Annotated in this window: 19 protein-coding genes, 2 pseudogenes and 1 riboswitch; of the genes and pseudogenes, 8 read left to right on the top strand and 13 right to left on the bottom strand. The window is 71.6% G+C overall.

Annotation, left to right across the window (positions count from 1 at the left end; all coding sequences use genetic code 11):
• Positions 1-12 precede the first annotated feature (12 nt).
• Positions 13-2,964 (bottom strand): bifunctional acetate--CoA ligase family protein/GNAT family N-acetyltransferase, encoded by a 2,952-nt coding sequence (locus tag ACZ5DS_RS05085; RefSeq protein WP_468234257.1) that lies wholly within the window; start codon positions 2,962-2,964, stop codon positions 13-15.
• Between the two features lie 176 nt (positions 2,965-3,140).
• Here ACZ5DS_RS05085 and ACZ5DS_RS05080 point away from each other — a divergent pair, with 176 nt between their 5' ends.
• Positions 3,141-3,422: an HPr family phosphocarrier protein gene (locus ACZ5DS_RS05080; RefSeq protein ID WP_053655224.1), complete on the top strand. Its 282-nt coding sequence runs from the start codon at positions 3,141-3,143 to the stop codon at positions 3,420-3,422.
• A 184-nt stretch (positions 3,423-3,606) separates the two neighbouring features.
• Here the strand turns inward: ACZ5DS_RS05080 and ACZ5DS_RS05075 are convergent, their stop codons facing one another.
• The 4 genes from ACZ5DS_RS05075 to ACZ5DS_RS05060 form a co-directional block, all read right to left on the bottom strand.
• The gene (locus ACZ5DS_RS05075; protein WP_468234254.1) at positions 3,607-4,302 is read right to left on the bottom strand and encodes a GntR family transcriptional regulator; all 696 of its coding nucleotides are present in this window, start codon (positions 4,300-4,302) and stop codon (positions 3,607-3,609) included.
• Positions 4,303-4,500: 198 nt separating this feature from the next.
• On the bottom strand, positions 4,501-5,256 hold the full coding sequence (locus ACZ5DS_RS05070; RefSeq protein ID WP_468234251.1) for a M23 family metallopeptidase: 756 nt from the start codon (positions 5,254-5,256) through the stop codon (positions 4,501-4,503).
• A gap of 12 nt (positions 5,257-5,268) precedes the next feature.
• A riboswitch (cyclic di-AMP (ydaO/yuaA leader) is annotated at positions 5,269-5,433 on the bottom strand.
• A 222-nt stretch (positions 5,434-5,655) separates the two neighbouring features.
• Positions 5,656-7,044 (bottom strand): M16 family metallopeptidase, encoded by a 1,389-nt coding sequence (locus ACZ5DS_RS05065; RefSeq protein WP_468234249.1) that lies wholly within the window; start codon positions 7,042-7,044, stop codon positions 5,656-5,658.
• Entirely contained in the window at positions 7,041-8,444 is a 1,404-nt protein-coding gene (locus ACZ5DS_RS05060) for a M16 family metallopeptidase (RefSeq protein WP_468234247.1), read from the bottom strand. Before ACZ5DS_RS05060 ends, ACZ5DS_RS05065 begins: the two co-directional genes overlap by 4 nt.
• 282 nt (positions 8,445-8,726) lie before the next feature.
• Here ACZ5DS_RS05060 and ACZ5DS_RS05055 point away from each other — a divergent pair, with 282 nt between their 5' ends.
• Positions 8,727-11,186 (top strand): DNA gyrase/topoisomerase IV subunit A, encoded by a 2,460-nt coding sequence (locus tag ACZ5DS_RS05055; protein ID WP_468234245.1) that lies wholly within the window; start codon positions 8,727-8,729, stop codon positions 11,184-11,186.
• Here the strand turns inward: ACZ5DS_RS05055 and ACZ5DS_RS05050 are convergent.
• The 7 genes and pseudogenes from ACZ5DS_RS05050 to ACZ5DS_RS05020 form a co-directional block, all read right to left on the bottom strand.
• Positions 11,183-12,250: a CobW family GTP-binding protein gene (locus ACZ5DS_RS05050; protein WP_468234242.1), complete on the bottom strand. Its 1,068-nt coding sequence runs from the start codon at positions 12,248-12,250 to the stop codon at positions 11,183-11,185. The genes ACZ5DS_RS05055 and ACZ5DS_RS05050 overlap by 4 nt on opposite strands.
• A gap of 65 nt (positions 12,251-12,315) precedes the next feature.
• Positions 12,316-12,447 (bottom strand): annotated as a pseudogene (locus ACZ5DS_RS05045) (citrate/2-methylcitrate synthase); the annotation flags it as partial.
• 62 nt (positions 12,448-12,509) lie between these two features.
• Positions 12,510-14,801: an MMPL family transporter gene (locus ACZ5DS_RS05040; protein WP_468234240.1), complete on the bottom strand. Its 2,292-nt coding sequence runs from the start codon at positions 14,799-14,801 to the stop codon at positions 12,510-12,512.
• A gap of 157 nt (positions 14,802-14,958) precedes the next feature.
• Positions 14,959-15,207 carry a hypothetical protein gene (locus tag ACZ5DS_RS05035; RefSeq protein ID WP_468234238.1) on the bottom strand — a complete coding sequence of 83 codons (249 nt, stop codon included), beginning with the start codon at positions 15,205-15,207 and terminating at the stop codon, positions 14,959-14,961.
• Entirely contained in the window at positions 15,204-15,545 is a 342-nt protein-coding gene (locus ACZ5DS_RS05030; protein ID WP_468234235.1) for an ArsR/SmtB family transcription factor, read from the bottom strand. The genes ACZ5DS_RS05035 and ACZ5DS_RS05030 overlap by 4 nt, the downstream gene beginning before the upstream one ends.
• A gap of 131 nt (positions 15,546-15,676) precedes the next feature.
• Positions 15,677-16,738, bottom strand: coding sequence for a hypothetical protein (locus tag ACZ5DS_RS05025; protein ID WP_468234233.1), 1,062 nt, complete (start codon positions 16,736-16,738; stop codon positions 15,677-15,679).
• 52 nt (positions 16,739-16,790) lie between these two features.
• Positions 16,791-17,567, bottom strand: a complete 777-nt coding sequence (locus ACZ5DS_RS05020; protein ID WP_468234230.1) for a 4'-phosphopantetheinyl transferase family protein — start codon at positions 17,565-17,567, stop codon at positions 16,791-16,793.
• Between the two features lie 192 nt (positions 17,568-17,759).
• On the opposite strand from ACZ5DS_RS05020, the pseudogene ACZ5DS_RS05015 reads away from it, so the two are divergent.
• Positions 17,760-19,191, top strand: a pseudogene (locus tag ACZ5DS_RS05015) (tryptophan halogenase family protein).
• A gap of 74 nt (positions 19,192-19,265) precedes the next feature.
• Complete coding sequence (locus ACZ5DS_RS05010) at positions 19,266-20,603, top strand: cation:proton antiporter (RefSeq protein ID WP_468234226.1); 1,338 nt, start codon at positions 19,266-19,268, stop codon at positions 20,601-20,603.
• Here ACZ5DS_RS05010 and ACZ5DS_RS05005 read toward each other — a convergent pair.
• Positions 20,600-21,010, bottom strand: a complete 411-nt coding sequence (locus ACZ5DS_RS05005; RefSeq protein WP_468234223.1) for an ArsR/SmtB family transcription factor — start codon at positions 21,008-21,010, stop codon at positions 20,600-20,602. The two genes, ACZ5DS_RS05010 and ACZ5DS_RS05005, sit on opposite strands and share 4 nt — an antisense overlap.
• Before the next feature lie 155 nt (positions 21,011-21,165).
• On the opposite strand from ACZ5DS_RS05005, the gene ACZ5DS_RS05000 reads away from it, so the two are divergent.
• The 4 genes from ACZ5DS_RS05000 to ACZ5DS_RS04985 all read left to right on the top strand — a co-directional run bounded on the left by ACZ5DS_RS05000 (position 21,166) and on the right by ACZ5DS_RS04985 (position 25,889).
• Positions 21,166-22,422: a citrate synthase gene (locus tag ACZ5DS_RS05000; protein ID WP_468234221.1), complete on the top strand. Its 1,257-nt coding sequence runs from the start codon at positions 21,166-21,168 to the stop codon at positions 22,420-22,422.
• Between the two features lie 53 nt (positions 22,423-22,475).
• Complete coding sequence (locus ACZ5DS_RS04995) at positions 22,476-23,417, top strand: sucrase ferredoxin (RefSeq protein ID WP_468234218.1); 942 nt, start codon at positions 22,476-22,478, stop codon at positions 23,415-23,417.
• Between the two features lie 94 nt (positions 23,418-23,511).
• A complete protein-coding gene (locus ACZ5DS_RS04990) occupies positions 23,512-25,212 on the top strand; it encodes an ATP-binding protein (RefSeq protein ID WP_468234217.1) in 1,701 nt (566 codons plus the stop codon).
• Positions 25,209-25,889: a response regulator gene (locus ACZ5DS_RS04985; RefSeq protein ID WP_468234214.1), complete on the top strand. Its 681-nt coding sequence runs from the start codon at positions 25,209-25,211 to the stop codon at positions 25,887-25,889. Before ACZ5DS_RS04990 ends, ACZ5DS_RS04985 begins: the two co-directional genes overlap by 4 nt.
• Positions 25,890-25,894: the final 5 nt, after the last annotated feature.

Genomic DNA, 25,894 nt, shown 5'->3' with positions numbered 1-25,894 from the left:
CCTCTCCCCTGCTCAGTAGGCCGGCAGCGTGCGCGGGCCGAGGTCGTCGCGGGCGGGCGGCGGTGCGAGCCGCAGGGTGGCGCCCAGGACGCTCACGCCCTGCTGGGCGACGACGACCGGCTCCAGGGTGACGGCGACGACCTCGGGGTGGTCGTCCACCAGCCGGGAGACGCGCAGCAGCAGCTCCTCCAGCGCGGGGGTGTCCACGGGCGTGGAGCCGCGCCAGCCGAACAGCAGCGGGGCCGTCCGGATGGACCGCACCAGCGAGGTCGCCTCCCGGTCGGTGACTGGGATCAGCCGGTGCGCGGTGTCCCCGAGCAGTTGCGAGGCGGCCCCGGCCAGCCCGAAGGACAGCACGGCCCCGGCCGCCGGATCGATCACCGCCCGTACGACCGTGTCGACTCCCCGGGGTGCCATGGTCTGCACGACCGGCCGCAGCTCCTCGGGCAGCCCGAACAGCTCGGTCAACTCGGCGTATGCGCGCCGCAGTTGCACCTCGTCCGCCAGGTCCAGGCGTACGCCGCCCAGGTCGGCCCGGTGCCGCAGGTGTGGGGCGGTGGCCTTGAGGGCCACGGGGTAGCCGAGGGTGCGGGCGGCCTCGGCGGCTGCGTCCGGGGTGGGGGCGGCCAGCGCCCGGCGCACGTGGATGCCGTACTTGTCCAGCAGCTCGCAGGTCTCGGCCTGCCCGATCGTGAGCCCCTGCCCGCGCGCGAGCAGCCCGCCGATCAGCTCGGCGGCCCCCTTCTCGTCGATGTCGTCGTACTCCGGCACCTTCCCCGGATCGGCGGCCTCCCGCCGCCACTGCGCGTACTTCACCGCTTCGGCGAGAGCGCGTACGGCACGCTCGGCGGCGGGGTAGGCGGGGATGAGACGGGACGGGGTGCCTTCAGGGGTGGGGCTCTCCACCGCGGCGGGCGCCGTCCCAGAGGCCGCTCCCGCGGTGGGCAGTCGTTCCGCAGGGCGATGGGGGTCCCGCCGCTCGAGCGAAGGTGGGTGGGCACCGCCCTCAGCGCCGGGTGCCTTGGCAACGGCCTGTGGTGCCGTACTCGCCGCAGCCGACAACGCCTCCGCAAGCCCCCCAAGCTCCACGTGGACTACCAGCACCGGCTTGCCCGGAGCCGAAGCCGCCGCAGACCGCAGCGCCTCGGCGAGCTCCGCATCCCCCGGCGACCCCTCCCCGATCGCCGGAATCGCCGTGACGACAACGGCGTCACACGTCTCGTCCGCCAGCGCCCGCGCCAACGCCCGGTGGAAGTCCTCCGCCGTCGCCCCGGTCGTCAGATCCAGCGGAGGCGACGGCCGCAGCCCCTCCGCAAGAGCCCGGTCGTACGTCAGCACCCCCAGCGACTCGGAGTTCCCGAGGATCGCCACGCGTGGCCCCGCGGGCAGCGGCTGCCGGGCGAGCAGCAGACCCGCGTCGACCAGCTCGGTGATCGTGTCCACTCGGATCACCCCGGCCTGCCGCAGCAGCGCGGAGACGGTCTCGTGCGGCAGCCGTGTCGCCCGTACCGCGTGGCCCTGCGGCGCGCTCCCGACTCCCTGCACCACGACCAGCGGCTTCGCCGCCGCCGTGCGCCGGGCGAGGCGGGTGAACTTACGCGGGTTGCCGAGGGACTCCAGGTACATGAGGGCGACGTCGGTCTCCGGGTCGTCGTACCAGTACTGGAGGACGTCGTTGCCGGAGACGTCGGCCCGGTTCCCGGCGGACACGAACGTGGACACGCCGGTGACCCCGGTGACGCCTCCCCCGCGCCGGTGCAGCCGCGACAGCAGCGCGATGCCGATGGCCCCGGACTGCGTGAACAGGCCGATCCGGCCCGGGCGGGGCATCTCGGGGGCGAGCGAGGCGTTGAGCCGGACCTCGGCCGCAGTGTTGATCACGCCGAAGGCGTTCGGGCCGATGATCCGCATCCCGTACGCGCGCGCGTGCTGGACCAGAGCCCGCTGCCGCTCGCGCCCCTCGGGCCCGCTCTCGGCGTACCCGGCGGACAGCACGACCAGTCCCTGCACCCCGTGTTCGCCGCACTCGGAGACCACGGCGGGCACGTGCTCGGCCGGTACGGCGACGACGGCGAGGTCCACCGGGCCCTCGATCTCCCGCACCGAGCGGTACGCGGGCACCCCGTCGACCTCCTTGAGGTCCTCGGGGAAGGCCTTGTTCACGGCGTACAGACGGCCGGGGTAGCCGGCGTCCCGGAGGTTGCCGAGGACGCTGCGGCCCACCCCGCCGGGCGCGCGGCCGACGCCGACGACCGCGACGGAGCCGGGGACCAGCAGCCGCCGTACCGAGCGGGCCTCGGCGCGTTGCTCGCGCGCGTGCTGCACGGCGAGGGAGCGGTCGGTGGGCTCCAGGTCGAACTCCAGGCGTACGACGCCGTCTTCGAAGCTGCGCTTCTGGGTGTACCCGGCATCCGTGAACACCTTGATCATCTTGGTGTTGGCGGGCAGCACCTCGGCGGCGAAGCGGCGGATGCCCCGCTCGCGCGCGACGGCCGCGATGTGTTCGAGGAGGGCGGAGGCGACCCCGCGGCCCTGGTGGGCGTCCTGTACCAGGAAGGCGACCTCGGCCTCGTCGGGGATATCAGGGGCGGGCGCGAAGCGCCCTCCGGCAAGGGCGGTGGTGGGCGACGGGTGGGACGGTGCGGGCATGCCGTCGGCGCCGATGCGGTCATAGCGTACGGTGGCGATGAACTCGCCGCCCACGGTGGCAGCGAGTCCCACCCGGTCCACAAAGTCGTGGTGCGTGAAGCGGTGGACGTCCTTGGCGGACAGGCGAGGGTACGGCGCGAAGAAGCGGTAGTACTTCGACTCGTCCGAGACCTGCTCGTAGAAGCTGACCAGGCGGTCGGCGTCATCAACGGTGATGGGCCGGATGCGCGCGGTACCCCCGTCGCGCAGCACCACGTCCGCCTCCCAGTGGGCGGGGTACTCGTGCCGGTCGTGCCGGTCCGCCGGGCTCTGCATGGGGCCCAGAGTACGGCTCGCGTACGACAACGGCGCGAGGCAGTCTGTGGAGGACGGAAGCCGGACCGAGGCCGCGGTCCGAGGATCCGCAGGAGGGGACGAACGTCACCTCCGGGCACGCTTCGCACTATGGGAAACTGGTCTAGACAACCCTGAGCACTGAAGGGCAGCAACACATGGCTGAGCGCCGCGTCAACGTCGGCTGGGCCGAGGGCCTCCATGCCCGCCCCGCCTCCATCTTCGTCCGAGCCGCCACGGCCGCAGGCGTCCCGGTGACGATCGCCAAGGCTGACGGCAACCCCGTCAACGCGGCCTCCATGCTGGCCGTCCTGGGCCTGGGCGCCCAGGGTGGCGAGGAGATCGTCCTCGCCTCCGACGCCGAGGGCGCGGACGTCGCCCTGGACCGTCTGGCCAAGCTGGTCGCCGAGGGCCTGGAAGAGCTGCCCGAGACCGTCTGAGCCGCGCCAGGAAGCCGCGTCGCCCTTTCCGGGTGACGCGGCTTCCGCGTTTTTCGGCAGCCCATCGAATGAATTCACCGCGAGCACACCGACGGCGCGCGACCACGAATTCACGGCACACCGGGAAAAGGGCAGCGGAAATACACGCCCACCGAATCGCTCCTCTTTGTATACGGCGCCCACGTTAATGCCGAAGGCTCGACATGTTTACGGCATGTTGCGAGTTCCTCACACGCTCGGACCGGTCGCCGGCCGAGGCCGACCGCAACCGGTACGCACCCTTCGCGCGCTCGGCGTGATGCGCCGTGATCGCCCGCGCGCGTTCGCTGTCGCCGCGCGCCACCGCGTCCACGATCGCGCCGTGCTCCGTCCAGGACTCCACGGGACTCGGCAGCGCCTCCACCGCGTACATCCAGGCGATCTTGTGCCGCAGCTGGGTCAGCACCGAGGTCAGCGAGGGGCTGCCGGAGGCCTGCGCGAGCGTCTCGTGGAACCAGCCGCCGAGCGAGCGCAGATCCTCGCGGTTGCCCTGCCTGGCCCGCTCCTGGCCCAGCCGGACCAGCCCGCGCAGCACCTTCAGATGGGCCTCGGTGCGCCGCTGGGCGGCCCGGGAGGCACCGAGCGGCTCCAGCAGCATCCGCATCTCCAGCAGGTCTGCGGCCTCCTGCTCGGTCGGTTCGGCCACGCACGCCCCCGCGTGCCGCCGGGTCACCACGAAGCCCTCCGCCTCCAGGGTGCGCAGGGCCTCGCGGACGGGGACGCGCGAGACGCCGTAGCGGCGGGCCAGGACTTCCTCGGTGAGGCGGCTGCCGCGCTCGTAGACACCGGCCACGATGTCGTCCCGGATCGCCGTGCACACCGAGTGCGCCGGAATACGCATGACCGACCTCCGCCTTAATCCCCGTGAAACGTCGACGATGGACGTGTGTTCCGTGACTCTATTGCAATGAGCCGGAATTTCCGACGGCAGGCCGGAATCCATGGATATATTTTGGACAGCGGATGCGGCGGGCGCCGCGAAAAACGGCGAAAGCCCCGGCTCGTGAGCCGGGGCTTCGGGATGTCGTGCGCCGGAGCGTCAGACGTTCACGCCGTGTCCACGGAGGTAGGCGAGCGGGTCGACGTCCGAGCCGTACTCGGGGGTCGTGCGGGCCTCGAAGTGCAGGTGCGGCCCCGTGACGTTGCCGGTCGCGCCGGACAGGCCGATCTGCTGGCCCGGGGTGACCTTCTGGCCCACGGTGACGCCGATGGACGACAGGTGGCCGTACTGGGTGTACATGCCGTCGGCCATCCGTATCACGATCTGGTTGCCGTACGCGCCGCCCCAGCCCGTGGAGACGACCGTGCCCGAGCCGACCGCGTGGACGCTCGTGCCACTGGCCGCGTGGAAGTCGATGCCGGTGTGGGAGCCGGAGGACCACAGGGAGCTGCTGGCCTTGTAGCCGGTGGAGACGTACGAGTGCGCGATCGGGGCGACGAAGGCGTTCAGGCGCTTGCGCTCGGCCTCGCGGGCGGCGCGCGCCCTGGCCTCGCGCACCTCCTTCGCGCGCTGGGCGGCCGCCTTCGCCGCGGCCTCCTCGGCCGCCTTCTGGTCGGCGGCCTGCTGCTGGGCCTCGGCCTGCGCGTCGATCTGCTCGGCGACCGTGTCGCTCACGGTGATGACCGGGGTGAGGCCGGTCTCCTCGACGGAGTTCTCGGCGGCGAGCGCCGGGGTGGCCGCGAGGGTGCCGATGACGCCGGTGGTGGTGAGGGCCGCGACGCCGGCCGCCTGAGCGGTGGTGCGCTTGACCCGGCCGGGCTTGCGGTGCTTCCCGGTGGCGCACATGAACGCCATGAAGAGGCTGGTCCTTTCCTTCCCTCTCGCCTACCGGGTTAGCTGACGGGTTCGGAGCAGGAAGGTCTCCTACGGGCCCCCTCGCTCGCGCGCGGGCGTCCGATTCACCCCAGGGACTGCGGTTGGGTCCCCGGCTCCCCTGGCTCGCGCCGTACGGGGACTCGGCGATGACTGTCCGGTGCCGCGGATGCGGCGCACTGCCTGACGAACAGCCCGGAAGACGCTAAGGGGCCGGACTTTCGATCCCCAAACGGATCCGGGGTTTTGTAGTGCATCCCACAGGTCAGACAGGCAACCTCTGCCCCAATTCGGACATCTGGGGAAGGGCGGTGCACGGCAAGGGGCCCTGATGACCCGTCGGTCCCCAGGGCCCCGCGCGCGCGTGCCGCCGTCCGGCTGCTAGTCGGCGGTCACGACGGTGACTTCGCCGATGCCGAGCGCCGCGACCGGCTCCTTGATCTGGGCCGCGTCACCGACGAGGACGGTCACCAGGCGGTCCACCGGGAAGGCGCTGACGGCCGCCGCGGTGGCCTCCACGGTGCCGGTGGCGGCGAGCTGCTGATACAGCGTCGCCTGGTAGTCGTCGGGCAGGTGCTGCTCGACCTGGTCCGCCAGCGTGCTCGCGACGGCCGCCGCGGTCTCGTACTTCAGCGGCGCCACGCCGACGAGGTTCTGCACGGCGACATCGCGCTCGGCGTCGGTCAGTCCCTCCGCCGCGAGCGTGCGCAGCACCGTCCACAGGTCCTGCAGCGCGGGACCGGTGTTCGGGGTGTCCACGGAGCCGCTGATGGCGAGCATCGCGGAGCCGGTTCCGTCCGGCGCGGAGCGCAGGACCTGCCCGAAGGCGCGCACGCCGTAGGTGTAGCCCTTCTCCTCGCGCAGCACCCGGTCCAGGCGGGAGGTGAGGGTGCCGCCGAGGCAGTACGTGCCGAGCACCTGGGCGGGCCACACGCGGTCGTGCCGGTCGGGGCCGATCCGCCCGATGAGCAGCTGTGTCTGGACGGCGCCCGGCCGGTCGACGATGACCACGCGGCCGGAGTCGTCGGCGCTCACGGGCGGCACCGGCCGCGGCCGGGCCGGGGTACCGGTCCAGGCGCCCAGGGTGTCGGCGAGCAGCGTGTCCAGGTCGGTGCCGGTGAGGTCGCCGACCACGACCACGGTGGCCGTGGCGGGCCGCACATGGCGGTCGTAGTAGGCGCGTACGGCCGCGGCGTCGATCTTCTCGACGGTCTCCTCGGTGCCCTGGCGCGGGCGCGACATGCGCGAGGTCGCCGGGAACAGCTCCTTGGAGAGTTCCTTGGCGGCGCGGCGGGCGGGGTTGGCCAGCTCGTGCGGGATCTCGTCCAGGCGGTTGCGGACCAGCCGCTCGACCTCGCTCTCGGCGAAGGCGGGCGCGCGCAGGGCGTCGGCGAGCAGGCCGAGGCCCTTGGCCAGGCGGGAGGCCGGGACCTCCAGGCTGAGGCGGACGCCGGGGTGGTCGGCATGCGCGTCGAGGGTGGCGCCCGCGCGCTCCAGCTCGGCGGCGAACTCCTCGGCGGAGTGCTTGTCGGTGCCCTCGGAGAAGGCCCGCGCCATGATCGTGGCGACACCGTCCAGGCCGGCCGGCTCGGCGTCCAGGGGCGCGTCCAGCAGCACCTCGACGGCGACGACCTGCTGGCCGGGGCGGTGGCAGCGCAGGACGGTCAGCCCGTTGTCCAGCGTGCCGCGCTCGGGGGCCGGGAAACCCCAGGGCTTGGCCTCGCCGGCCTGCGGACGGGGGTGGAAGTCCATCGTGGCGAGCTCGGTCACTTGGCCGTCTCCTCGTTGTCGTTACCGGCCTCTACGGTCGCTTCCCGCTCCGGGTCCTCGCCGCGCCCCGCTTCCTCGGTGTGTTCGGCGGACTCGGCGGACAGCGGCTCGTAGACGAGGACCGCGCGGTTGTCGGGGCGCAGGCGGGCCTTGGCGACCTCCTGGACCTCCTCGGGGGTCACTGCGAGGACGCGCTTCACGGCGGTGAGGGCGAGCTGCGGGTCCCCGAACAGGACGGCGTACCGGCACAGTTCGTCGGCGCGGCCGGCGACGGTGCCGAGCCGGTCCAGCCACTCGCGCTCCAACTGGGCCTGGGCGCGCTCCATCTCCTCGGGCGTGGGGCCCTCCTCGGCGAACCGGGCCAGCTCCTCGTCGATGGCGGCCTCGATGACGGGCACCTCGACGTCACCGGAGGTCTTCACGTCCAGCCAGCCCAGCGAGGGCGCGCCGGCCAGGCGCAGCAGGCCGAAGCCGGCCGCCACGGCCGTACGGTCGCGGCGCACGAGCCGGTTGTACAGGCGAGAGGACTCACCGCCGCCGAGGACGGTGAGCGCCAGGTCGGCCGCGTCGGCCGCGCGCGTGCCGTCGTGCGGGAGCCGGTAGGCGGACATCAGGGCGCGCGCCGGGACCTCCTCCACGACGACCTCGCGCAGCTGCTCGCCGATGATCTCCGGCAGGGTGCCGTCACGGGGCTGGGGCTTGCCGTCGTGGGCGGGGATCGAACCGAAGTACTTCTCGATCCAGGCGAGGGTCTGCACGGGGTCGATGTCGCCGACCACGGAGAGCACCGCGTTGTTGGGCGCGTAGTAGGTGCGGAAGAACCGGCGCGCGTCCTCCAGGGTGGCCGCGTCCAGGTCCGTCATCGAGCCGATCGGCGTGTGGTGGTAGGGGTGGCCCTCCGGGTAGGCGAGGGCGGTCAGCTTCTCGAAGGCGGTGCCGTACGGCACGTTGTCGTAGCGCTGGCGGCGCTCGTTCTTGACGACGTCCCGCTGGTTCTCCATGGACTCGTCGTCCAGGGCGGCGAGCAGGGAGCCCATACGGTCGGCCTCCAGCCAGAGGGCGAGCTCCAGCTGGTGGGCGGGCATGGTCTCGAAGTAGTTGGTGCGCTCGAAGCTGGTGGTGCCGTTCAGCGAGCCGCCGGCGCCCTGCACCAGCTCGAAGTGGCCGTTGCCCTTGACCTGCGCCGATCCCTGGAACATCAGGTGCTCGAAAAGGTGAGCCAGGCCGGTACGCCCCTTGACTTCGTGGCGTGAGCCGACGTCGTACCAGAGGCACACCGCTGCCACCGGGGTCAGGTGGTCCTCGGAGAGCACCACGCGCAGACCGTTGGCCAGGCGGTGCTCGGTCGCTGTCAGGCCCCCGGAGCCTGCCTCGGCTGTGGTCGTGTGACCCATGGGCATGTACGTCCCTTCGCGAGCGGAGGCGGTCGTCGAAACCGCGGTTTTCCTGCCGGTCCTGCCACTGTATGCAAAGCGTGCGGAACCTCGGCGAAGTTCCCGCGGGACGTACGCCCAGAGCGGATCGCGCAGCCCGCGTCACGGGTGCCGTGGGGCGGCTTTCAGACGCCTTGCAGACACCGGGCCGGGCCGCAGGGACCGGGTCGTGGCACGGGTTGTCAGTGCCTCGGTCCACAATGGTCCGCGTCAGATCCGTCAAACGCTTCAGCAAGGAGCCAGGCAGCGATGGCCCGCCGCAGCACGAAGACCCCGCCGCCCGACGATTCGTTCGAGGAGAAGATCCTCGACATCGACGTCGTGGACGAGATGCGTGGCTCCTACCTTGAGTACGCGTACTCGGTCATCTACTCGCGCGCCCTGCCGGACGCCCGCGACGGCCTCAAGCCGGTGCACCGCCGGATCGTCTACCAGATGAACGAGATGGGCCTGCGCCCCGACCGCGGCTATGTGAAGTGCGCGCGTGTCGTCGGCGAGGTCATGGGCAAGCTGCACCCGCACGGCGACGCGTCGATCTACGACGCCCTGGTGCGCATGGCCCAGCCGTTCTCGATGCGCGTCCCGCTGGTCGACGGCCACGGCAACTTCGGCTCGCTGGGCAACGACGACCCGCCCGCCGCCATGCGGTACACCGAGTGCCGGATGGCCTCGGCGACGAGCCTGATGACCGATTCCATCGACGAGGACACGGTCGACTTCACGCCGAACTACGACGGCCAGGAGCAGGAGCCGGTGGCGCTGCCCGCCGCCTTCCCGAACCTGCTGGTCAACGGCTCCTCGGGCATCGCGGTCGGCATGGCGACGAACATGCCGCCGCACAACCTGCGCGAGGTCATCGCGGCGGCCCGCCACCTGGTCAGGTACCCGAACGCGGACCTGGACGCGCTGATGAAGCACGTCCCGGGCCCCGACCTGCCCACCGGCGGCCGGATCGTCGGCCTGGACGGCGTCCGGGACGCGTACGCGACGGGCCGCGGCACCTTCAAGATCCGCGCGACGGTCTCGGTCGAGACCGTGACCGCCCGCCGCCAGGGCCTGGTCGTCACCGAGCTGCCGTTCACGGTCGGCCCGGAGAAGGTGATCGCCAAGATCAAGGACCTGGTCAACGCGAAGAAGGTCCAGGGCATCGCCGACGTCAAGGACCTCACCGACCGTGAACACGGTCTGCGCCTGGTCATCGAGATCAAGAACGGCTTCGTGCCGGAGGCGATCCTGGAGCAGTTGTACAAGCTGACCCCGATGGAGGAGTCCTTCGGCATCAACAACGTGGCGCTGGTGGACGGCCAGCCGCTCACCCTGGGCCTGAAGGAGCTGCTGGAGGTCTACCTCGACCACCGCTTCGACGTGGTGCGGCGCCGCAGCGAGTTCCGCCGCAGCAAGCGCCGCGACCGCCTGCACCTGGTCGAGGGCCTGCTCACGGCCCTGGTCGACATCGACGAGGTCATCCGGCTGATCCGCTCCAGCGAGAACTCCGCGCAGGCCAAGCAGCGCCTGATGGAGCGCTTCTCGCTGAGCGAGGTCCAGACGCAGTACATCCTCGACACGCCGCTGCGCCGGCTCACCAAGTACGACCGCATCGAGCTGGAGGCGGAGCAGGAGAAGCTCACCGCGGAGATCGCGGAGCTGACCCGGATCCTGGATTCGGACGCGGAGCTGCGCAAGCTGGTCTCGGCGGAACTGGCCGCCGTGGCCAAGCAGTTCGGCACCGACCGGCGCACGGTCCTGCTGGAGTCGGCCGGCGCCCCGGTGGCCGCTGTGCCGCTCCAGGTCGCCGACGACCCGTGCCGGGTGCTGATGTCCTCCACGGGCCTGCTGGCCCGTACGGCGACCGACGAGCCGTTCCCGGAGGACGCCGGCGCCCGGCGCACCAAGCACGACGTGATCGTCTCCGCGGTCCCGGCGACCGCACGGGGCGAGATCGGCGCGGTGACCTCGGCCGGCCGCCTGCTGCGGATCAACGTGGTCGACCTGCCGCAGCTGCCCGAGACGATGACGGCGCCGAACCTCTCCGGAGGGGCGCCGCTCGCGGAGTTCGTGTCCCTGGAGGACGACGAGACGGTGGTCTGCCTGGCCACGCTGGACGAGTCGTCCCCGGGTCTGGCGCTCGGCACCGAGCAGGGCGTCGTCAAGCGTGTGGTGCCCGACTACCCGTCCAACAAGGACGAGTTGGAGGTCATCACGCTCAAGGAGGGCGACCGGATCGTCGGCGCGGTGGAGCTGCGCACCGGCGAAGAGGACCTGGTGTTCATCACGGACGACGCGCAGCTGCTGCGCTTCCAGGCCTCCATCGTCCGCCCGCAGGGCCGCCCGGCCGGCGGTATGGCGGGCATCAAGCTCGCCGAGGGCGCGAAGGTCATCTCGTTCACGGCGGTCGACCCGGCCGCCGACGCGGTGGTCTTCACGGTGGCGGGCTCTCGCGGCACGCTGGACGACTCCGTGCAGACGACGGCCAAGCTGACCCCGTTCGACCAGTACCCGCGCAAGGGCCGGGCCACCGGCGGTGTGCGCTGCCAGCGGTTCCTGAAGGGCGAGGACTGCCTGTCGCTGGCCTGGGCGGGCCCCACCTCGGCCCGGGCGGCACAGAAGAACGGCACCCCGGTGGCGCTGCCGGAGCTGGACCCGCGCCGGGACGGCTCGGGCACGTCGCTGGCGAAGACGGTGTCGGTGGTCGCGGGACCGGTGTTCTAGGCCTCGTACACCTCTGCGTCGGGTTCCTCCTCGGAGCCCTGGACGTACCGCAGGACGCCCCACATGCCGTGCTCGTCGGCGTGTGGGGCGTCGTTCCTGCACGCCTCCAGTTCCTTGCCGAGGGCGCCCGCGTCGATGCCGGAGCCGATCAGCACGAGCCGGGTGAGGCGGGCGTCGGCGGCCGGCCAGGGCTCGGGGTAGAAGCGCAGGAACCGGCCGACGGCATGGACGGCGTACCGGTTGGCGGTGTCGTGGGGTCCGAAGTCGACGTAGCCCTTGATCCGGTACAGCCCCTCCGGACGGCTGTCCAGGAACTGCATCAGCCTGCGGGGTTCCATCGGCAGGTCGGCGGCGAAGGAGAGGCTGTCGTAGCCGGTGTGCAGATGACCGGAATGGTCGTGGTCGTCGCCGTCCTCGTGCAGGTCGTCGAAGGACAGCTGCCCGATGCGCTCCTCGCTCGGCCGGCAGTCGAAGAGGAACTCCGGGTCGATACGGCCGAAGGTGGCGGGGACGACGGCGGCACGGTCGGTGAGCGAGCGGACGAGGCCGAGGACGCGGTCGGCGTCCGGTGCCCGGTCCAGCTTGTTGACCACGACGAGGTCGGCGAGGGCGAGGTGCCGGTCGATCTCGGGGTGCCGGGCCCGGGTGCCGTCGAACTCGGCGGCGTCCACGACCTCGACGAGGCCGCCGTAGACGATGCCGGGATGCTCGCTGGCGAGCACCATCCGCACGAGTTCCTGCGGCTCGGCGAGTCCGCTGGCCTCGATGACGATGACGTCGATGCCGGCGGCGGGCGCGGCGAGCCGGTCCAGGTAGCGGTCGAGTTCGCTGGCGTCGACGGCGCAGCACAGGCAGCCGTTGCCGAGCGAGACGGTCGAGTCGCCGAGGGCTCCGGCGACGGCCATCGCGTCGATCTCGATGGCGCCGAAGTCGTTGACGATCGCCCCGATGCGGCTGCCGCCGCTGCGGTGCAGCAGGTGGTTGAGAAGGGTGGTCTTTCCGGATCCGAGAAATCCTGCGAGTACGACGACGGGGATCTGCTGCGGGGTGCGGCTGTTGCCCAACGGGCGCCCTCTCTTCCGTGGACCGACTGCCTGACCAGGATAAGAGCCGGCGCCCTGGGGCGGGCTCACGGCCGAGTCGGCACCGCCGTCCCGGGCTCCGGTCCCACATACCGCGCCACCGGACGGATGATCTTCGAATCCGCCGCCTGTTCCAGGATGTTGGCGCTCCAGCCGACCACCCGGGCCGCCGCGAAGGTTCCGGCCCGGAGGTCGGCGATGCCGAGCCTCCGGGCCGGAGCCGGGGGGAGGTACGCCCCGTCTACTGGACGGGGGAATTCCGGACGGGGCGTACCGGTTCGGGGGTGTCCGCGGCGGAGTGCGACGCCGCGGTGCGGCCGTGCCGGTCCCGGGCGGCCGGCCAGGCACGGTCGCCCAGGAGGGCCATGGCGGCGGGCAGGAGGACGCCTCGCACGATGGTGGCGTCGATCAGGATGGCCACGGCCATGCCGATGCCCATCATCTTGTACTCGATGGCGGTGAGGCTGACGAACACCGTGAACACGGCGGTCATGATGACGGCGGCGCTGGTGACGACTCCGGCGCTGCTGCTGATGCCGCCGACGATCGCCTCCCTGGCGGGGGCGCCGTTGGTCCAGCGTTCCTTGATCCGGCTGAGGATGAAGATGTGGTAGTCCATGCTCAGCCCGAAGAGGATCACGAACATGAACAGCGGCAGCCAGGCGACCACGCCGCCGTACGAGGTGAAGCCGAGCGGCGATTCCAGGTGGCCGTTCTGGAAGACCCAGGTGAGCACGCCGTAGGCGGCGCCGATCGAGAGCAGGTTGAGCAGGATCGACACCAGCGGGATGGTCCAGGACCGGAACGCGATCACGAGGAGTACGAAGGCGAGGGCGAGGATGAAGACGAAGACGGCGACGCTGCGGCTGTTGAGCTGCCGGGCGAAGTCGTACGGCTGTGCCGTCTTGCCGCCGACGGCGTAGTCGATTCCCCCCACCTTGCCCAGGGTGGCGGGGAGGACCTTGTTCCTGAGCTTTTCCAGGGACTGGTTGGAGGTGTCGTCGGTGCCCTTGCCGATCAGCGGCACCCGGACCACCATCGCGTCGCCGACCGGCACGGCGGTGATCGGTTCCGCGATGCCGTTGCCGGGCGTCTCTGCCTCGCGGTGCAGCGCGTCGATCGCCTCGCGCAGGGCGGGGGTGTCGGCGCCGGCGCCGTCCCGGCCGGCGATCGCGACCCGGGCGGGGCTCGACGAGCCGGGGAAGGCGTCGTTCATGCGCACCGCGGCGTCCACGGGGGCGACGCTGCGCGGGAGGCTGTCGGTCGTGGCCGGGTCCTGCAGGTGCATGCCGAATGCGGGCAGCGCCACGACGGCCAGGACGAGCGCCGCGAGACCGCCGGTGAGCGCCGGACGCCGTACGACGGTACGGGCCACGGCGGACCAGGTACGCGACTCGCGCGCCGCGGTCCGGCGGCGGCCCAGCCAGGGGATGCGGGCCCGGTCGACGCGGTGACCCAGGGCGGCCAGCAGCGCGGGCAGCACCGTGACGGAGCCGACCACGGTGAGACCCACGACCACCACGGTGCCGGCCGTGAGGCCCTTGAAGACGTCGAGCCCGGTGAACAGCAGGCCGCACACGCAGACCATCACGGTGAGCCCGGAGACCACCACCGCGTGGCCGGACGTGCGGGCGGTGATCGCGAGCGCCTGCCGGGTCTCGCGTCCGGCGAGCCGCTCCTCGCGTTCCCGGCGCAGGTAGAAGAGCGAGTAGTCGATGCCGACGGCCATTCCGACGAGCAGCACGATGGAGGAGGCGGCACTGTTGACCGGCACCACCTTGCCGATGCTCTGGAGGAGTCCGAAGGTGGCGATGACGGCCGTGGCCGACAGGAGCAGCGGGATGCCCGCGGCGATCAGCGATCCGAACACGACGAGCAGGATGACCAGGGTGAGCGGCAGCGAGGTGACCTCGGAGCGCTGGAAGTCGTCCTTGATCGCATCGTCCACGACGGCGTTGAGACTGCGGTCGCCGGCCTGCACGATCCGCAGCTGCGGATGGCTGTCCTGGACCTTCTGCACGGCGTCGACGATGGCGCGGTAGTTCTGTTTCTGCTCCTCGATGGGCCCGCCGATCTCGAAGGTGACGAGGGCGGAGCGGCCGTCGCGGGAGAGCCAGCGGGTGCCGTCGCTGCCGAGGGGCGAGCCGATGTCCCGCACCGCGTCGCCGGTGCCGCGCAGCGCCGTCACCAAGTCGCGGGTTGCACCCTGGAGTTCGGGGCTGGCCGTGAACTCGGGGCCGCCGCTCCGGCGGGACTGGACCAGTACGTTCTCGCGGATGGAGTCGCCGTCGTCCTCGGCGCGGACGATCTGCTGGGCCCTGCCCGCGTCGCCCGGGTCGGTGGAGCGGGCATCGTGCCCGCTGATCAGTGCACTGGAGAGGATGGCGACGACGACGAGTGCAAGCCAGCCGGTGATTGCCAGGGCGCGGTGGCGGACCGACCACCCGGCGACGGCTTCCACGATTCCGCCCTTGACCGCCGGCCCGGGTGCCCTCTCGTGGGGTGTCCGATCCGGCTTGCCTTTGCGCAGCATGAACTGCTCTCCTTGGTGTGGAGGTGCGTGTCCAGGGAAAACTCGCCCGACGGCGAGGGAGATGCCTTCCGAATCTGGGCCGCCGAGTTGCCGCTCGGCGGCCCAGCTCATGTGATCGCATGGCACGGACGGGCGCCGGAGTCGCCGCCGCGCGGGACTATTCGACTTCTTTCAGAATCCGCTCCATCGACTCCAGGCGCTGCCTGAACTCACCGAGTTGCTGCTCGGTCCGCTGCTGGACCTCCACGGCCGCCTCGGCCAGCTTGCGGTACTCGCCCTCGCGCGCCAGCGCCGCCTTGGCCCGGTACGTGGCACCGAACTGCCAGACGACCACGGTGATCACCACGGTGACGAGCAGGAAGAGTCCCGCCGCGCCGACGACCTCCGTCCAGTCGGACCCGCTCATCGGTCAGTCCCCCTTCCGTTGCCGCCCGCCGCCGGGTCGGCACTGGTCAGCGTCGGCATCACAGCCGCGATCGACTCCGGAGTCAGGTGCACCGTGAACGGTGTCACCTCGTAGAACTTCATCGCTTTCCCATCGGGTGAGATCTCCAGCTGCGCCGACACGAGCCCTGCCGTCTCCAGCTTCTTCAGGTGGACCTGGAGCAGCGCGCGGCTGATCCCCATGTCCCGAGCCAACTGGCTCACGTACTTCCGCCCGCCGGCCAGCACCGCCACGACCCGCAGACGGTGCGGGTTCGCAAGCGTCGCCAGCATCAGCACCAGCTCGTCGCCGGTGGGCATCGGCGTCCTCATAGCAACACCCAGCACATGCAAAGGAACGTTAGCAGGTACTCATTTTCTTTGGCACCTGCCAGCGCAAAGAGGCCTGGCGGAAACGGCCAGGCCTCTCGTGTGCCGGGGCGGACCCGGAGTCAGGAGCAACGCCACACGGCGGGGAACCTGGGGTACGTGGTCCCGGCCGGAGCCTTGGCGCCGCCGAGGGTGGCGTCGTCGGCGAGCGTGTACACCAGGCCGTCGCTGACCGTCGCCACCGTGGTGGTGCCCTGCCACAGCGTGGCGTTGCGGGATGTGGACGCGGTACCGAGGATCCGGCCCGTGCTGTTGACGTCGCTGGTGCCGTAGCCGCCGGGCAGCTTCACGGGCTTCCCGTCCTTGCCCCAGAGGACGGCGAAGCGACCGAAGTCCGCGGTCTGTCCATCGCCCACCACGACGCCGCCGGAGATCGCCGAGACGGTGGAGTTCGTCGCCCCGGTCGGCATCGTCAACGGCCTGGCGACACCGGCCTTCCAGAGGTAGGGGCGTGTGGTCCCTTCGATCTCCGACGTCACGGTCACGGCCACCGTGCCGTCGGCGTCCACCCCCTCGATCCGGCTTCCCCGGGGGAATCCGGACGGCTCGAGCACGGTCCCCGGCCGGTCCGCGGGCCAGTAGTACACGGTGTAGTAGTTAGGGTCGGCACCGTACCCGTACCCGTAGATGTCGCCGTTCGCCGTGATCGCCGCCGCCACGACCTGGTGGGCGCCCGCGGGCACCGGCAACTGCTCCAGCCTGCCGTCGCGGGAGCGGAAGGGGAAGTTCTCCCCGATCGGCCGGCCCTCACTGGACCCGGTGAGCTTCCACCCCCAACCGACCGCGACCCCGGAGGCGTTCACGTCATTGACACCGAGGTCGTAGTCGGCCCCCGGTACGGTGCCCAGGTCCGTTGCCCTGCCGCCCGACCAGAGCGCCGCGTGCGACTGCGTCCCGCAGTCGGGGCCCGGGTACGTCAGCTCTCCGGCGGAGACGTCGGTGCCCGCCGTGGCAGTGACCGCGCCGGCGGTGGCACCGCTCGGCACGGTCAGCTGGCTCGACCGGTAGGTGCAGGCCTGGGCGCAGGCCTGGGCGCAGGCCTGGGCGGCGGGAGCGGCGAGGCCGGTGAGCACGCCGGCCACGAGTGAGGCGGCGGCCGTCAGGGGGATCCGTCGGTTGGCCATGGCATCCTTGTTGGCAGGGGGGTCACGGATGCCCCCAGCCTTGACGCCCGCTCTATATTCCGTCTCTGCCGCGCCCGGTGAGCACGCCTTCGAAGGCGCGGACCCGGACCGGCCGCACGGCGCGCGCGTCCTGGGCCAGCGCGCCGTGGAGGCCGCCGGGAAGGACCAGGTCCTGAACGTGCCAGCGCGCGCCCGGCACCGGTTCGCTGCACACCACGGTCACCGGCCCGGCCTCCTGCGGTGACACCTCCAGGGCACCGAGGTCCGCGAGGATGCCGACCCCGCTGGCCTTGAGCACCGCCTCCTTGCGGGTCCACGCCCGCAGGAAGATCCGGCTGCGCCGCTCGGGCTCCACCTGCCGCAACCGCGCCGCCTCCGCCTCGCTCAGCGCGATGCCGGCGACCGGTTCGGCCCCGGTGAAGCGCTCCACGTCGACGCCCACCGGGGTCCCCGCCGTCACGGCGAGCACCCAGTACGGCCCCGATCTGGAGAGGTTGAAGTCCAAACCGGTGACCGGGCTCACGATGCGGGGCCGGCCGTGCCCGGGGTCGCCGCAGCGCGGACAGGGCCGCCGGCCGAAGCGGACCGCACCGGGCGGCACGCCCAGATAGTGCTCGCCGAGAACTCGCCGGACCGCCGCGTGTGCACCCGCGTAGTGTGCGGCACGCGGTCCCGAGCGGGCCTGCGTCGCGCGCAGTTCGGCGTCGTCAAGCAGCGCCGTTTCGTCGTCGAGCAGCGCCGTTTCACAGAGGGCAAGCTCGTCGGACACCCGGCCGTGCCAGAGATGGACGGCGCCCGTCTCACGGAAGCGGCCACTGCTCGTGGTCATGGCGGAATGCTCCTCGCTCGGGGACGGGCGCTCGCTGCGCATCCTCGGGTCGACGCCTATAACCGCCCTATGGGAACGCGCACTCCGGCCCCGGGTTATAGGCCCGTTATAGGGCGCCCTTCCAACCTGAGTGGACTTCAGCCCCGCCCATCCGGCAGAAACTCGCCCTTCGCGGCAGAAAAGAGCCCGCACATGACCCAACGCGACGACAACCGCATCCAGAAGGTCGTCATTCTCGGCGGCGGCACAGCCGGCTGGATGACTGCCGCCTACCTGGGAAAGGCACTCCAGGACACCGTCGAGATCACCGTTCTCGAAGCGCCGGCCATACCGCGCATCGGGGTCGGCGAAGCCACGGTGCCCAACCTCCACCGCACCTTCTTCGAGTACCTCGGCATCCCCGAGGACGAGTGGATGCGGGAGTGCAACGCCAGCTTCAAGATGGCGGTTCGCTTCGTCAACTGGCGTACGGAAGGGCGCGGCGAGGCTCGGCCCCGCACCCTCGCGGACGGGGGGTCCGACCACTTCTACCACCCTTTCGGACTGCTCCCTGACTATGACCAGACACCGCTGTCCCACTACTGGTTCAACCGCAAGCACGAGGGCCGCACCACCGAGCCGTACGACTACGCGTGCTTCCGCGAGCCCCCGGTGATGGACGCCCTGAAGGCCCCGCGCCACATGGACGGCGCGCCCGCCACGCGCTACGCATGGCACTTCGACGCCCAGTTGGTCGCCGACTTCCTGATGCGTTTCGCGACGGGCAAGCAGGGCGTCCGCCACGTCCAGGACGAGATGACCCGGGTGGACCAGGACGAGCGAGGCTACGTCACCGCCCTGCACACCAAGTCGGGCAGGGTGCTGGACGCCGACCTGTTCGTCGACTGCTCCGGCTTCCGCGGTCTGCTCATCAACAAGGCGCTGGGCGAGCCGTTCATCGACATGAGCGACCACCTGCTGTGCGACAGCGCCGTGGCCACGGCGGTCCCGCACGACGACGCCCGGCACGGCGTCGAGCCGTACACCTCGGCCATCGCCATGTCGTCGGGCTGGACCTGGAAGATCCCCATGCTCGGCCGGTTCGGCACCGGCTACGTCTACTCGAGCAGATTCACCGAGCGGGACGAGGCCACCGAGGAGTTCTGCGCCCTGTGGGGTCTCGACCCGCGCGACACCGAGTTCAACCACGTGCGTTTCCGGGTGGGCCGCAACCGTCGCGCCTGGGTCAACAACGTCGTCGGCATCGGCCTGTCCTCGTGCTTCCTGGAGCCGCTGGAGTCCACCGGCATCTACTTCATCACCGCCGCGATCTACCAGCTCGCCAAGCACTTCCCCGACCGCACCTTCAACGAGGCCCTGGTCCGCCAACTCCCCGGTCACCGACGAGAGCACGTACTACGGCAACTTCGAGGCGGAGTTCCGCAACTTCTGGACGAACGGCAGCTACTACTGCATCTTCGCCGGACTCGGACTCGAACCCGACGCACCCCTCCCCGTCCTCGCCCACAAGCCGGAGTCCGTCGCGGGCGCCGAGTCGCTCTTCGACAAGGTGAAGCAGCAGCGGGACCTCGTCGGCACACTGCCCTCCACCTACGAGTACCTGCGCCACCTGCACAACGTCTGACGCTCCGCCCCGCCCACCGGGAAGGCCAGGCGGCCCCCGGCAAACCCTTTTCGGCACCGAAGGAGGCGTCACCGGTGTCCACCTCCGATCCACTGCCCGGACTTCTGATCGCCATTCCGACAGTGATCGTGGCCTGCCGGGCCGGAGCTGTCCTCGCCCGGCGCGTCGGACAGCCGCCGGTCGTGGGAGAGATGGCCGCGGGAATCCTGCTCGGCCCCTCTCTCCTCGGCCGGCTGTGGCCCGAGGCCCAGCACTTCCTGATCCCCTCGGGCTCGATCCCGTACACCGGAGCGCTCGGACAACTCGGCCTGCTGGTCTTCATGTTCATGGTGGGTCTGGAACTGGACCTGGGGGTGTTGCGCAGTCTCGGCCGGACGACCCTGGTCGTCAGTCAGGCCAGTATCGTGTTGCCACTGGCCCTCGGGACAGGGCTGGCGTTCGCGATGTACGGATCGCTCGCCCCGAAGGGCACGGAACGCTGGCCGTTCGTTCTGTTCGTCGCGGTGGCGCTCAGCATCACGGCCTTCCCGGTCCTGGTCCGCATCCTCACCGACCGGGGCATCCAGCGGTCACCCCTGGGCGTCATGGCGACGGGCTGCGCCGCCGTCATCGACGCCATGGCATGGTGCCTGCTCGCCATCGTGGTGACCATGGCGCACGAGGGATCCGCCCACGACCCGCTGATCACCGCCGTGCTGGCGGGCGCCTTCCTCGCGGTCATGCTCTACGTGGTGCGGCCTCTCCTCGGCCGGTGGGCCCTGCGGGACACCGCTGCCGGCGTGTCCGGACCCTCCGGACCGGATCGCGAGCCGCCCGACGGCGGGCGTGACAGCCGTGTGCTGTTGGCGTTGTTCACAGGCCTGTGTCTGTGCTCCCTGGCAACCGACCGGATCGGCCTGCACGCCCTGTTCGGCGCGTTCGCCTTCGGCATGGTCATGCCTCGCGCGTCCACCAGGATCGAGCGCGCCGCCTCCCGGCTGCACGGCATCGCGGCTCCGCTCCTGCTGCCACTCTTCTTCGCGAACACGGGACTGCGCACGGACATCGGTCTGCTGGGTACGGACCCGGCTTTGTGGCTGTGGGCCGGTGCCCTGTTCGCCGTGGCGATCCTCGGCAAATGGGGCGGAAGCGCCGCCGCGGCTCGTCTGTGCGGGCAGGACTGGCGCAGTTCGCTGGCGGTGGGCGCGCTGATGAACTGCCGCGGACTGACCGAGTTCGTCATCCTCGACATCGGGCTCGAACTGGGGGTCATCGGGCAGGATCTCTTCACCATGATGGTGCTGATGGCCCTCGTCACCACGGCCCTCACCTCCCCCGCACTGACCTGGCTCCACGCCGCCGAGGACGGGCCGAGGCACTCCGCCCAGCCGGATCCGGGACCCAGGGACAGGGCAGTGGAGATCGGCAGCTAGGAGCCGCCGGGACCGAGGCCGTCCGGCTCGTCCGCAGACTCCTGCTGCTCGCCCGCAGGAGTCTGCGGCTCGTCCGGGGAATCCTGCGCCGGCACCGCGAGGTCCGCTTCCCGGCGTAAGGCGCCGTCCTGCGCGGCCAGTATCGTCTCGATGGTCAAGTACACCTCGAACGGCGTGAGTTCATAGTACTTAAGCGCCTTGCCGTCCTCGGACACGTCGAGGCTGCCCGTCACCAGGCCGGCTTGCTCCAGGCGTTCGAGATGCATGTAGAGAAGCGGGCGAGACATGTTCAGCCGGCGGGCCAGCTCACTGATGTACATCCGGCGTTCCGCCAGCATGGCGATCACTCTCAGCCTCTGCGGATGCCCGACCGCCGAAAGTACGGCCAACAGATCATGGTCGGCCATGGCCCACTCCCCCCGGACGCCGTGCGTTACCAAGCGTGAGGCTTTCCCCTGGGCTAAGCCACTGTCAACGTCCCACACGCCGAATGACGGCGGCATACACATTGATCCAATCAATATCCACCATCAATGTGTGCAGAGACGGCTACGGTGACTCCATGCGCGATCACGACTCCGTTCCCGACCGTCCCGGGCGAAGGCTGACCACCAAGGAGACCGCCGAACTGCTCGGCGTGAAGCCGGAGACGGTGTACGCCTATGTGAGCCGCGGCCTGCTCAGCAGCAGGCGCGAACCCGGCGGCCGGGCAAGCACCTTCGAGGCGCGGGAAGTCGAGGCCCTCGCCCGGCGCAACCGGCGGGAAGCCGCGGGGAGTCCGGGCTCCGGCGGGGATCTGTCCGTGCGGACCCGGATCACCTTCATCGACAAGGACCGGTACTACTTCCGTGGTGTCGACGCCACGGAGCTGGCCGCGCGCCATTCCTACGAGGAGGTCGCGGAGTGGCTGTGGACCGGCCGGATGACCCCGGGCGCGACCTTCACCGCGCCCGAGACCACCGTCGAGGTCGCCCGCCACGCCGTGAACGCCCTGCCCGAGCACACCTCTCCCACCGACCGGCTGCGGGTGGCCGCGATCGCCGCGGCGGCCGAGGATCCGCTGCGCTTCGACCTGTCCGAGGCGGCCGTGCTGAGCACGGCGCGCATCCTCATCCCCACGCTCGTCGCCGCGCTGCCGCCGGTCCGGCATGCGCCCAAGGACGACGGCCCGCTGGCCCACCGCCTGTGGGGCCGGCTGACCGGCCGCCCCGCGGACGAGAAATCGCTGCGCGTCCTGGACACCGCCCTTGCGCTGCTGGTCGACCACGACCTGGCCGCCTCCACGCTCGCCGTCCGGGTCGCCGCCTCGGCCCGCGCGCACGCCTACGCGGCCGTCTCTGCCGGGCTCGGCGTCCTGGAGGGCCCGCTGCACGGCGCCGCCAGCGGCCTGGCCCACCGGATGCTGCTGGACGTGCTCGACCAGGGCACCGCGGTCCCGGTGATCGCGGACGAGCTGCGTGCGGGGCGTCGCATCCCCGGACTCGGTCACCGGCTCTACTCCGGCGAAGACCCGCGCGCGCGGGCGCTGTTCGCGCTGCTGGAGCAGGTCCCGCGCGCGGAGCCGGCGCTGCTCGCGGCCCGCGACATCGTGGCCACGACCGCCCGCCACACCCCGCTGCACGCCAACGTCGACATGGCTCTTGCCGTGTTCACCGCCTCCTCGGGCATGCCCGCCACGGCCGGCGAGACCATCTTCGCCGTCGCCCGGACAGCGGGCTGGATCGCCCACGTCCTGGAGGAGTACGGCGAGCGCCCGCTGCGCATGCGCCCCAGCGGTCACTACGTCGGTCCGCGCCCTCCGCAGCCGCTCCCGGAGTAGGAAACGAGACGGCCGGAAGTCACCCCCAGGAAAGTCAGGTTAGGCTCACCTCTGTGAGTAGGTGCGCAACCGTCTCCCGCAGCCTCGACGAGCCCGTTTCCGGTACGGCTGCCACGGCGACGACGTGGCTGCTGCTGGAGCAACCGGGCCCGTGGGGTGTCAAGGCGCTCACTTCGAGCCATCTCGACCCCGCGCTGGGCCGTGCCCTGGAAGCCGCCGCCGAGGGCACCGGCGTCCGCGTCGCGCTCATCCGGCGCCCCGGCCGCCACGCGGACCCCGGCACGGCCACGCTCCGGCACGTGTACGTGGCCCACACCGTCCCCGGAAACGTCTGGCTGCACAGCGCCACCACCCGCGATCCGCACCGGCTGCTCGGCCTCGACTTCGCCGCTCTCGGCGCGGGCGACCCCAGCTCCTTCGGCGCGGCGCTCGGCGGCCGGCCGCACACGGGCGACCCGCTCGCGCTCGTGTGCACCAACGGCAAGCGGGACCGCTGCTGCGCCCTCCTGGGCCGTCCCCTCGCCGCCGAGCTGGCCGGAGCGGGGGTGCGGGGCATCTGGGAGGTCACCCATCTGGGTGGTCATCGCTTCTCGCCCACGGTGCTCGTCCTGCCGTACGGCTACGCGTACGGCCGCTCGGAGGCGCACACCGTCAAGGAGGCACTCCGCGGGGTCCGGGAGGGGCGTGTGGTTGTCGAGGGGTGCCGCGGGTGCTCCGCCTGGGACCGGCCCGGCCAGGCGGCCGAGCTGGCCGTGCGCTCGACGGCGGCCGAGTACGCAGCCGGCGCCCTGAGCGTCGTACGGACCGAGGGCCGGGCGCCGCGCTGGGAGGTCACGGTCGCCCACACCGACGGCCGCTGCTGGCGCGTCACGGTGGCGCAGGGCACATCCCTGCCGCCGCGCCCGGAGAGCTGCGGCGCGACGGTGCTCGGGGCGCCGGCGCGGATGGACGTGGTGGCGGTGCACGAGCTGCGGACGGCGGCGCTGGCCAGCTGAGCCGGACCGGCACCCGGTTTCTTCAAGAACTGGTCAAGAGATCCGTGCCACACCCCCTACGGCGACCACCGTCCGTCCACGTACCGTCGTGGGTATGAGCCGCACTCCCCCCGCACGCCGCCTGCGCCTCGGTCTGCCCCGGCGGATGTTCGCGCAGGTACTGCTGATGCAGGTGGCCATCGCCGCGGGAGTGGCGGTGCTCGCGACCGGGCTCTTCCTGGCGCCGCTGAGCAAACAGCTGGACCAGGAGGCGATGCGCCGCGCCCTGGCCATCGCGCAGACCACGGCTCAGGACCCGCAGATCGCCGAGGGCGTCCAGCGCACCCCGCCGACCAGGAACGGCCCGGTGCAGAAGGAGGCCGAGCGGATCCGGAAGGCCACGCACGCCGAGTACATCGTGGTGCTGGACCGGCGATGGATCCGTTGGTCGCACCCCACGCCGAGCGAGATCGGCCGCCCGGTCTCCACCAGCCCCCGCGACGCCCTGGCCGGCAAGGACGTCATGCAGATCGACAACGGCACCCTGGGCCGCTCGGCCCGCGGCAAGGTGCCCCTGTACGACGCCGACCACCGCATCATCGGGGCGGTCTCCGTCGGCATCGCGTACGACAGCGTGCGCGCCCGGCTGCTCAGCGCGATCCCGGGGCTGTTCGCCTACGCCGGCGGTGCCCTCGCGGTGGGCGCGCTGGCCGCCTGGCTGATCTCCCGCCGGGTGCAGCGGCAGACCCGGGACCTGGCTTTCTCCGACATCTCCGCGCTGCTCGCCGAGCGGGAGGCGATGCTGCACGGAATCCGGGAGGGCGTGGTCGCCCTCGACCGCGGCGGCCGCATCCGCCTCCTCAACGACGAGGCACGACGGCTGCTGGGCATCGGCGACGAGGCCGTCGGCAGGTCCCCGGACGAGGCGCTGGGCGAGGGTCGTACGACGGACGTCCTGGCCGGGCGCGTGACCGGCACCGACCTGCTGACCGTGCGCGGACAGCGCGTCCTGGTCGCCAACCGGATGCCCACGGACGACGGCGGCGCGGTGGCCACCCTGCGCGACCGCACCGAGCTGGAGCAGCTGGGCCGCGAACTCGACTCCACGCACGGCCTGATCGACGCCCTGCGCGCCCAGGACCACGAGCACGCCAACCGCATGCACACCCTGCTGGGCCTGCTGGAGCTGGAGATGTACGACGACGCCGTGGAGTTCGTCGGCGAAGTCGTCGGGGACCACCGGGCCACCGCCGAGCAGGTCACCGAGAAGATCCAGGACCCGCTGCTCGCCGCCCTGCTGGTCGGCAAGGCGACCGTGGCGGCCGAACGCGGCGTCGCCCTGTGGGTGTCGGAACACACCCGGCTCCCGGACCGGCTGATCGACCCCCGGGGGCTGGTCACGGTCGTGGGCAACCTCGTGGACAACGCCCTCGACGCGGTCGGGGGCACCCCGCACGCGCGCGTGGAGATCGAGTTGCGCACCGAGGGACGTACGGTCGTCCTCCGGGTACGCGACACCGGGCCCGGAATCCCCGAGGACCAGCGGGAGTTGATCTTCACGGAGGGGTGGTCCACCAAGAAGCCGCCCACGCACGGCAAACGCGGCCTCGGGCTCTCGCTGGTGCGCAGGCTCGCGGAGCGGCAGGGCGGGAGCGCGGCGGTGGGCGCGGCGGACGGCGGGGGCGCGGAGTTCACCGTCGTCCTGCCCGAGGCACTGACCGAGCCGGAGCTGGAGCCCGCGCTCACCGGGTCCGCGGAATCGGGTACCACGGCCCCTGCACACAGTCCGACCCACGCCGAGGAGGACGCCCGATGATCGAGGTCCTGGTCGTGGACGACGACGCCCGGGTCGCTCGGGTGAACGCCGCCTACGTGGAGAAGGTGCCCGGCTTCCATGTGGCCGCCGAGGCGCACAACGCGGCCGAGGCGCTGGACCGGTTGGAGGCGCTGCCGCGGCTCGACCTGGTCCTGATGGACCACTACCTGCCCGACGACACCGGGCTCGCGGTCGTCCGGGAGATGCGCCGGCGCGGCCACCAGACCGACGTGATCATGGTGACGGCCGCTCGGGACGTGTCGACCGTCCAGGCGGCCATGCGGCACGGCGCCCTGCAGTACCTGGTGAAGCCGTTCGCCTTCGCCGGGCTGCGGGCCAAGCTGGAGGCGTACGCCCGGCTGCGCCGCACGCTGGACGGTGGCGGCGAGGCCGAACAGGCCGAGGTGGACCGCATCTTCGGCGCCCTGTCCACGCCGTCCGAGCCGGAGCTGCCCAAGGGGCACTCCCCCACCACCGCCGAGCTGGTGCGCCAGTCCCTGATGAGCGCCGAGGAGCCGCTGTCCGCCCAGGAGATCGCCGAGCGGACCGGGGTGAGCCGCCAGACCGCCCAGCGCTATCTCAAGCTCCTGGAGCGCACCGGACGGGCCCGGCTGACCCTCAAATACGGCGACGCGGGCCGCCCGGAACACCGTTACGTGTGGGCGACCCGCGCCTGAGCGGG

Source organism: Streptomyces sp. NPDC031100, from assembly GCF_055570785.1.
This window is presented reverse-complemented; position numbering and strand designations above follow the sequence as displayed.

What these genes read in the sequence shown, in the direction of transcription:
- ACZ5DS_RS05055 (WP_468234245.1), top strand. Translation starts at nt 8,727, where the DNA reads ATGGCCCGCCGCAGCACGAAGACCCCGCCGCCCGACGATTCGTTCGAG.
- ACZ5DS_RS05035 (WP_468234238.1), bottom strand. Translation starts at nt 15,207, where the DNA reads ATGAGCGGGTCCGACTGGACGGAGGTCGTCGGCGCGGCGGGACTCTTC.
- ACZ5DS_RS05040 (WP_468234240.1), bottom strand. Translation starts at nt 14,801, where the DNA reads ATGCTGCGCAAAGGCAAGCCGGATCGGACACCCCACGAGAGGGCACCC.
- ACZ5DS_RS05025 (WP_468234233.1), bottom strand. Translation starts at nt 16,738, where the DNA reads ATGGCCAACCGACGGATCCCCCTGACGGCCGCCGCCTCACTCGTGGCC.
- ACZ5DS_RS05005 (WP_468234223.1), bottom strand. Translation starts at nt 21,010, where the DNA reads ATGGCCGACCATGATCTGTTGGCCGTACTTTCGGCGGTCGGGCATCCG.
- ACZ5DS_RS05060 (WP_468234247.1), bottom strand. Translation starts at nt 8,444, where the DNA reads ATGCCCATGGGTCACACGACCACAGCCGAGGCAGGCTCCGGGGGCCTG.
- ACZ5DS_RS05020 (WP_468234230.1), bottom strand. Translation starts at nt 17,567, where the DNA reads ATGACCACGAGCAGTGGCCGCTTCCGTGAGACGGGCGCCGTCCATCTC.
- ACZ5DS_RS05075 (WP_468234254.1), bottom strand. Translation starts at nt 4,302, where the DNA reads ATGCGTATTCCGGCGCACTCGGTGTGCACGGCGATCCGGGACGACATC.
- ACZ5DS_RS05070 (WP_468234251.1), bottom strand. Translation starts at nt 5,256, where the DNA reads ATGGCGTTCATGTGCGCCACCGGGAAGCACCGCAAGCCCGGCCGGGTC.
- ACZ5DS_RS04990 (WP_468234217.1), top strand. Translation starts at nt 23,512, where the DNA reads ATGAGCCGCACTCCCCCCGCACGCCGCCTGCGCCTCGGTCTGCCCCGG.
- ACZ5DS_RS05080 (WP_053655224.1), top strand. Translation starts at nt 3,141, where the DNA reads ATGGCTGAGCGCCGCGTCAACGTCGGCTGGGCCGAGGGCCTCCATGCC.
- ACZ5DS_RS05085 (WP_468234257.1), bottom strand. Translation starts at nt 2,964, where the DNA reads ATGCAGAGCCCGGCGGACCGGCACGACCGGCACGAGTACCCCGCCCAC.
- ACZ5DS_RS05000 (WP_468234221.1), top strand. Translation starts at nt 21,166, where the DNA reads ATGCGCGATCACGACTCCGTTCCCGACCGTCCCGGGCGAAGGCTGACC.
- ACZ5DS_RS04985 (WP_468234214.1), top strand. Translation starts at nt 25,209, where the DNA reads ATGATCGAGGTCCTGGTCGTGGACGACGACGCCCGGGTCGCTCGGGTG.
- ACZ5DS_RS05030 (WP_468234235.1), bottom strand. Translation starts at nt 15,545, where the DNA reads ATGCCCACCGGCGACGAGCTGGTGCTGATGCTGGCGACGCTTGCGAAC.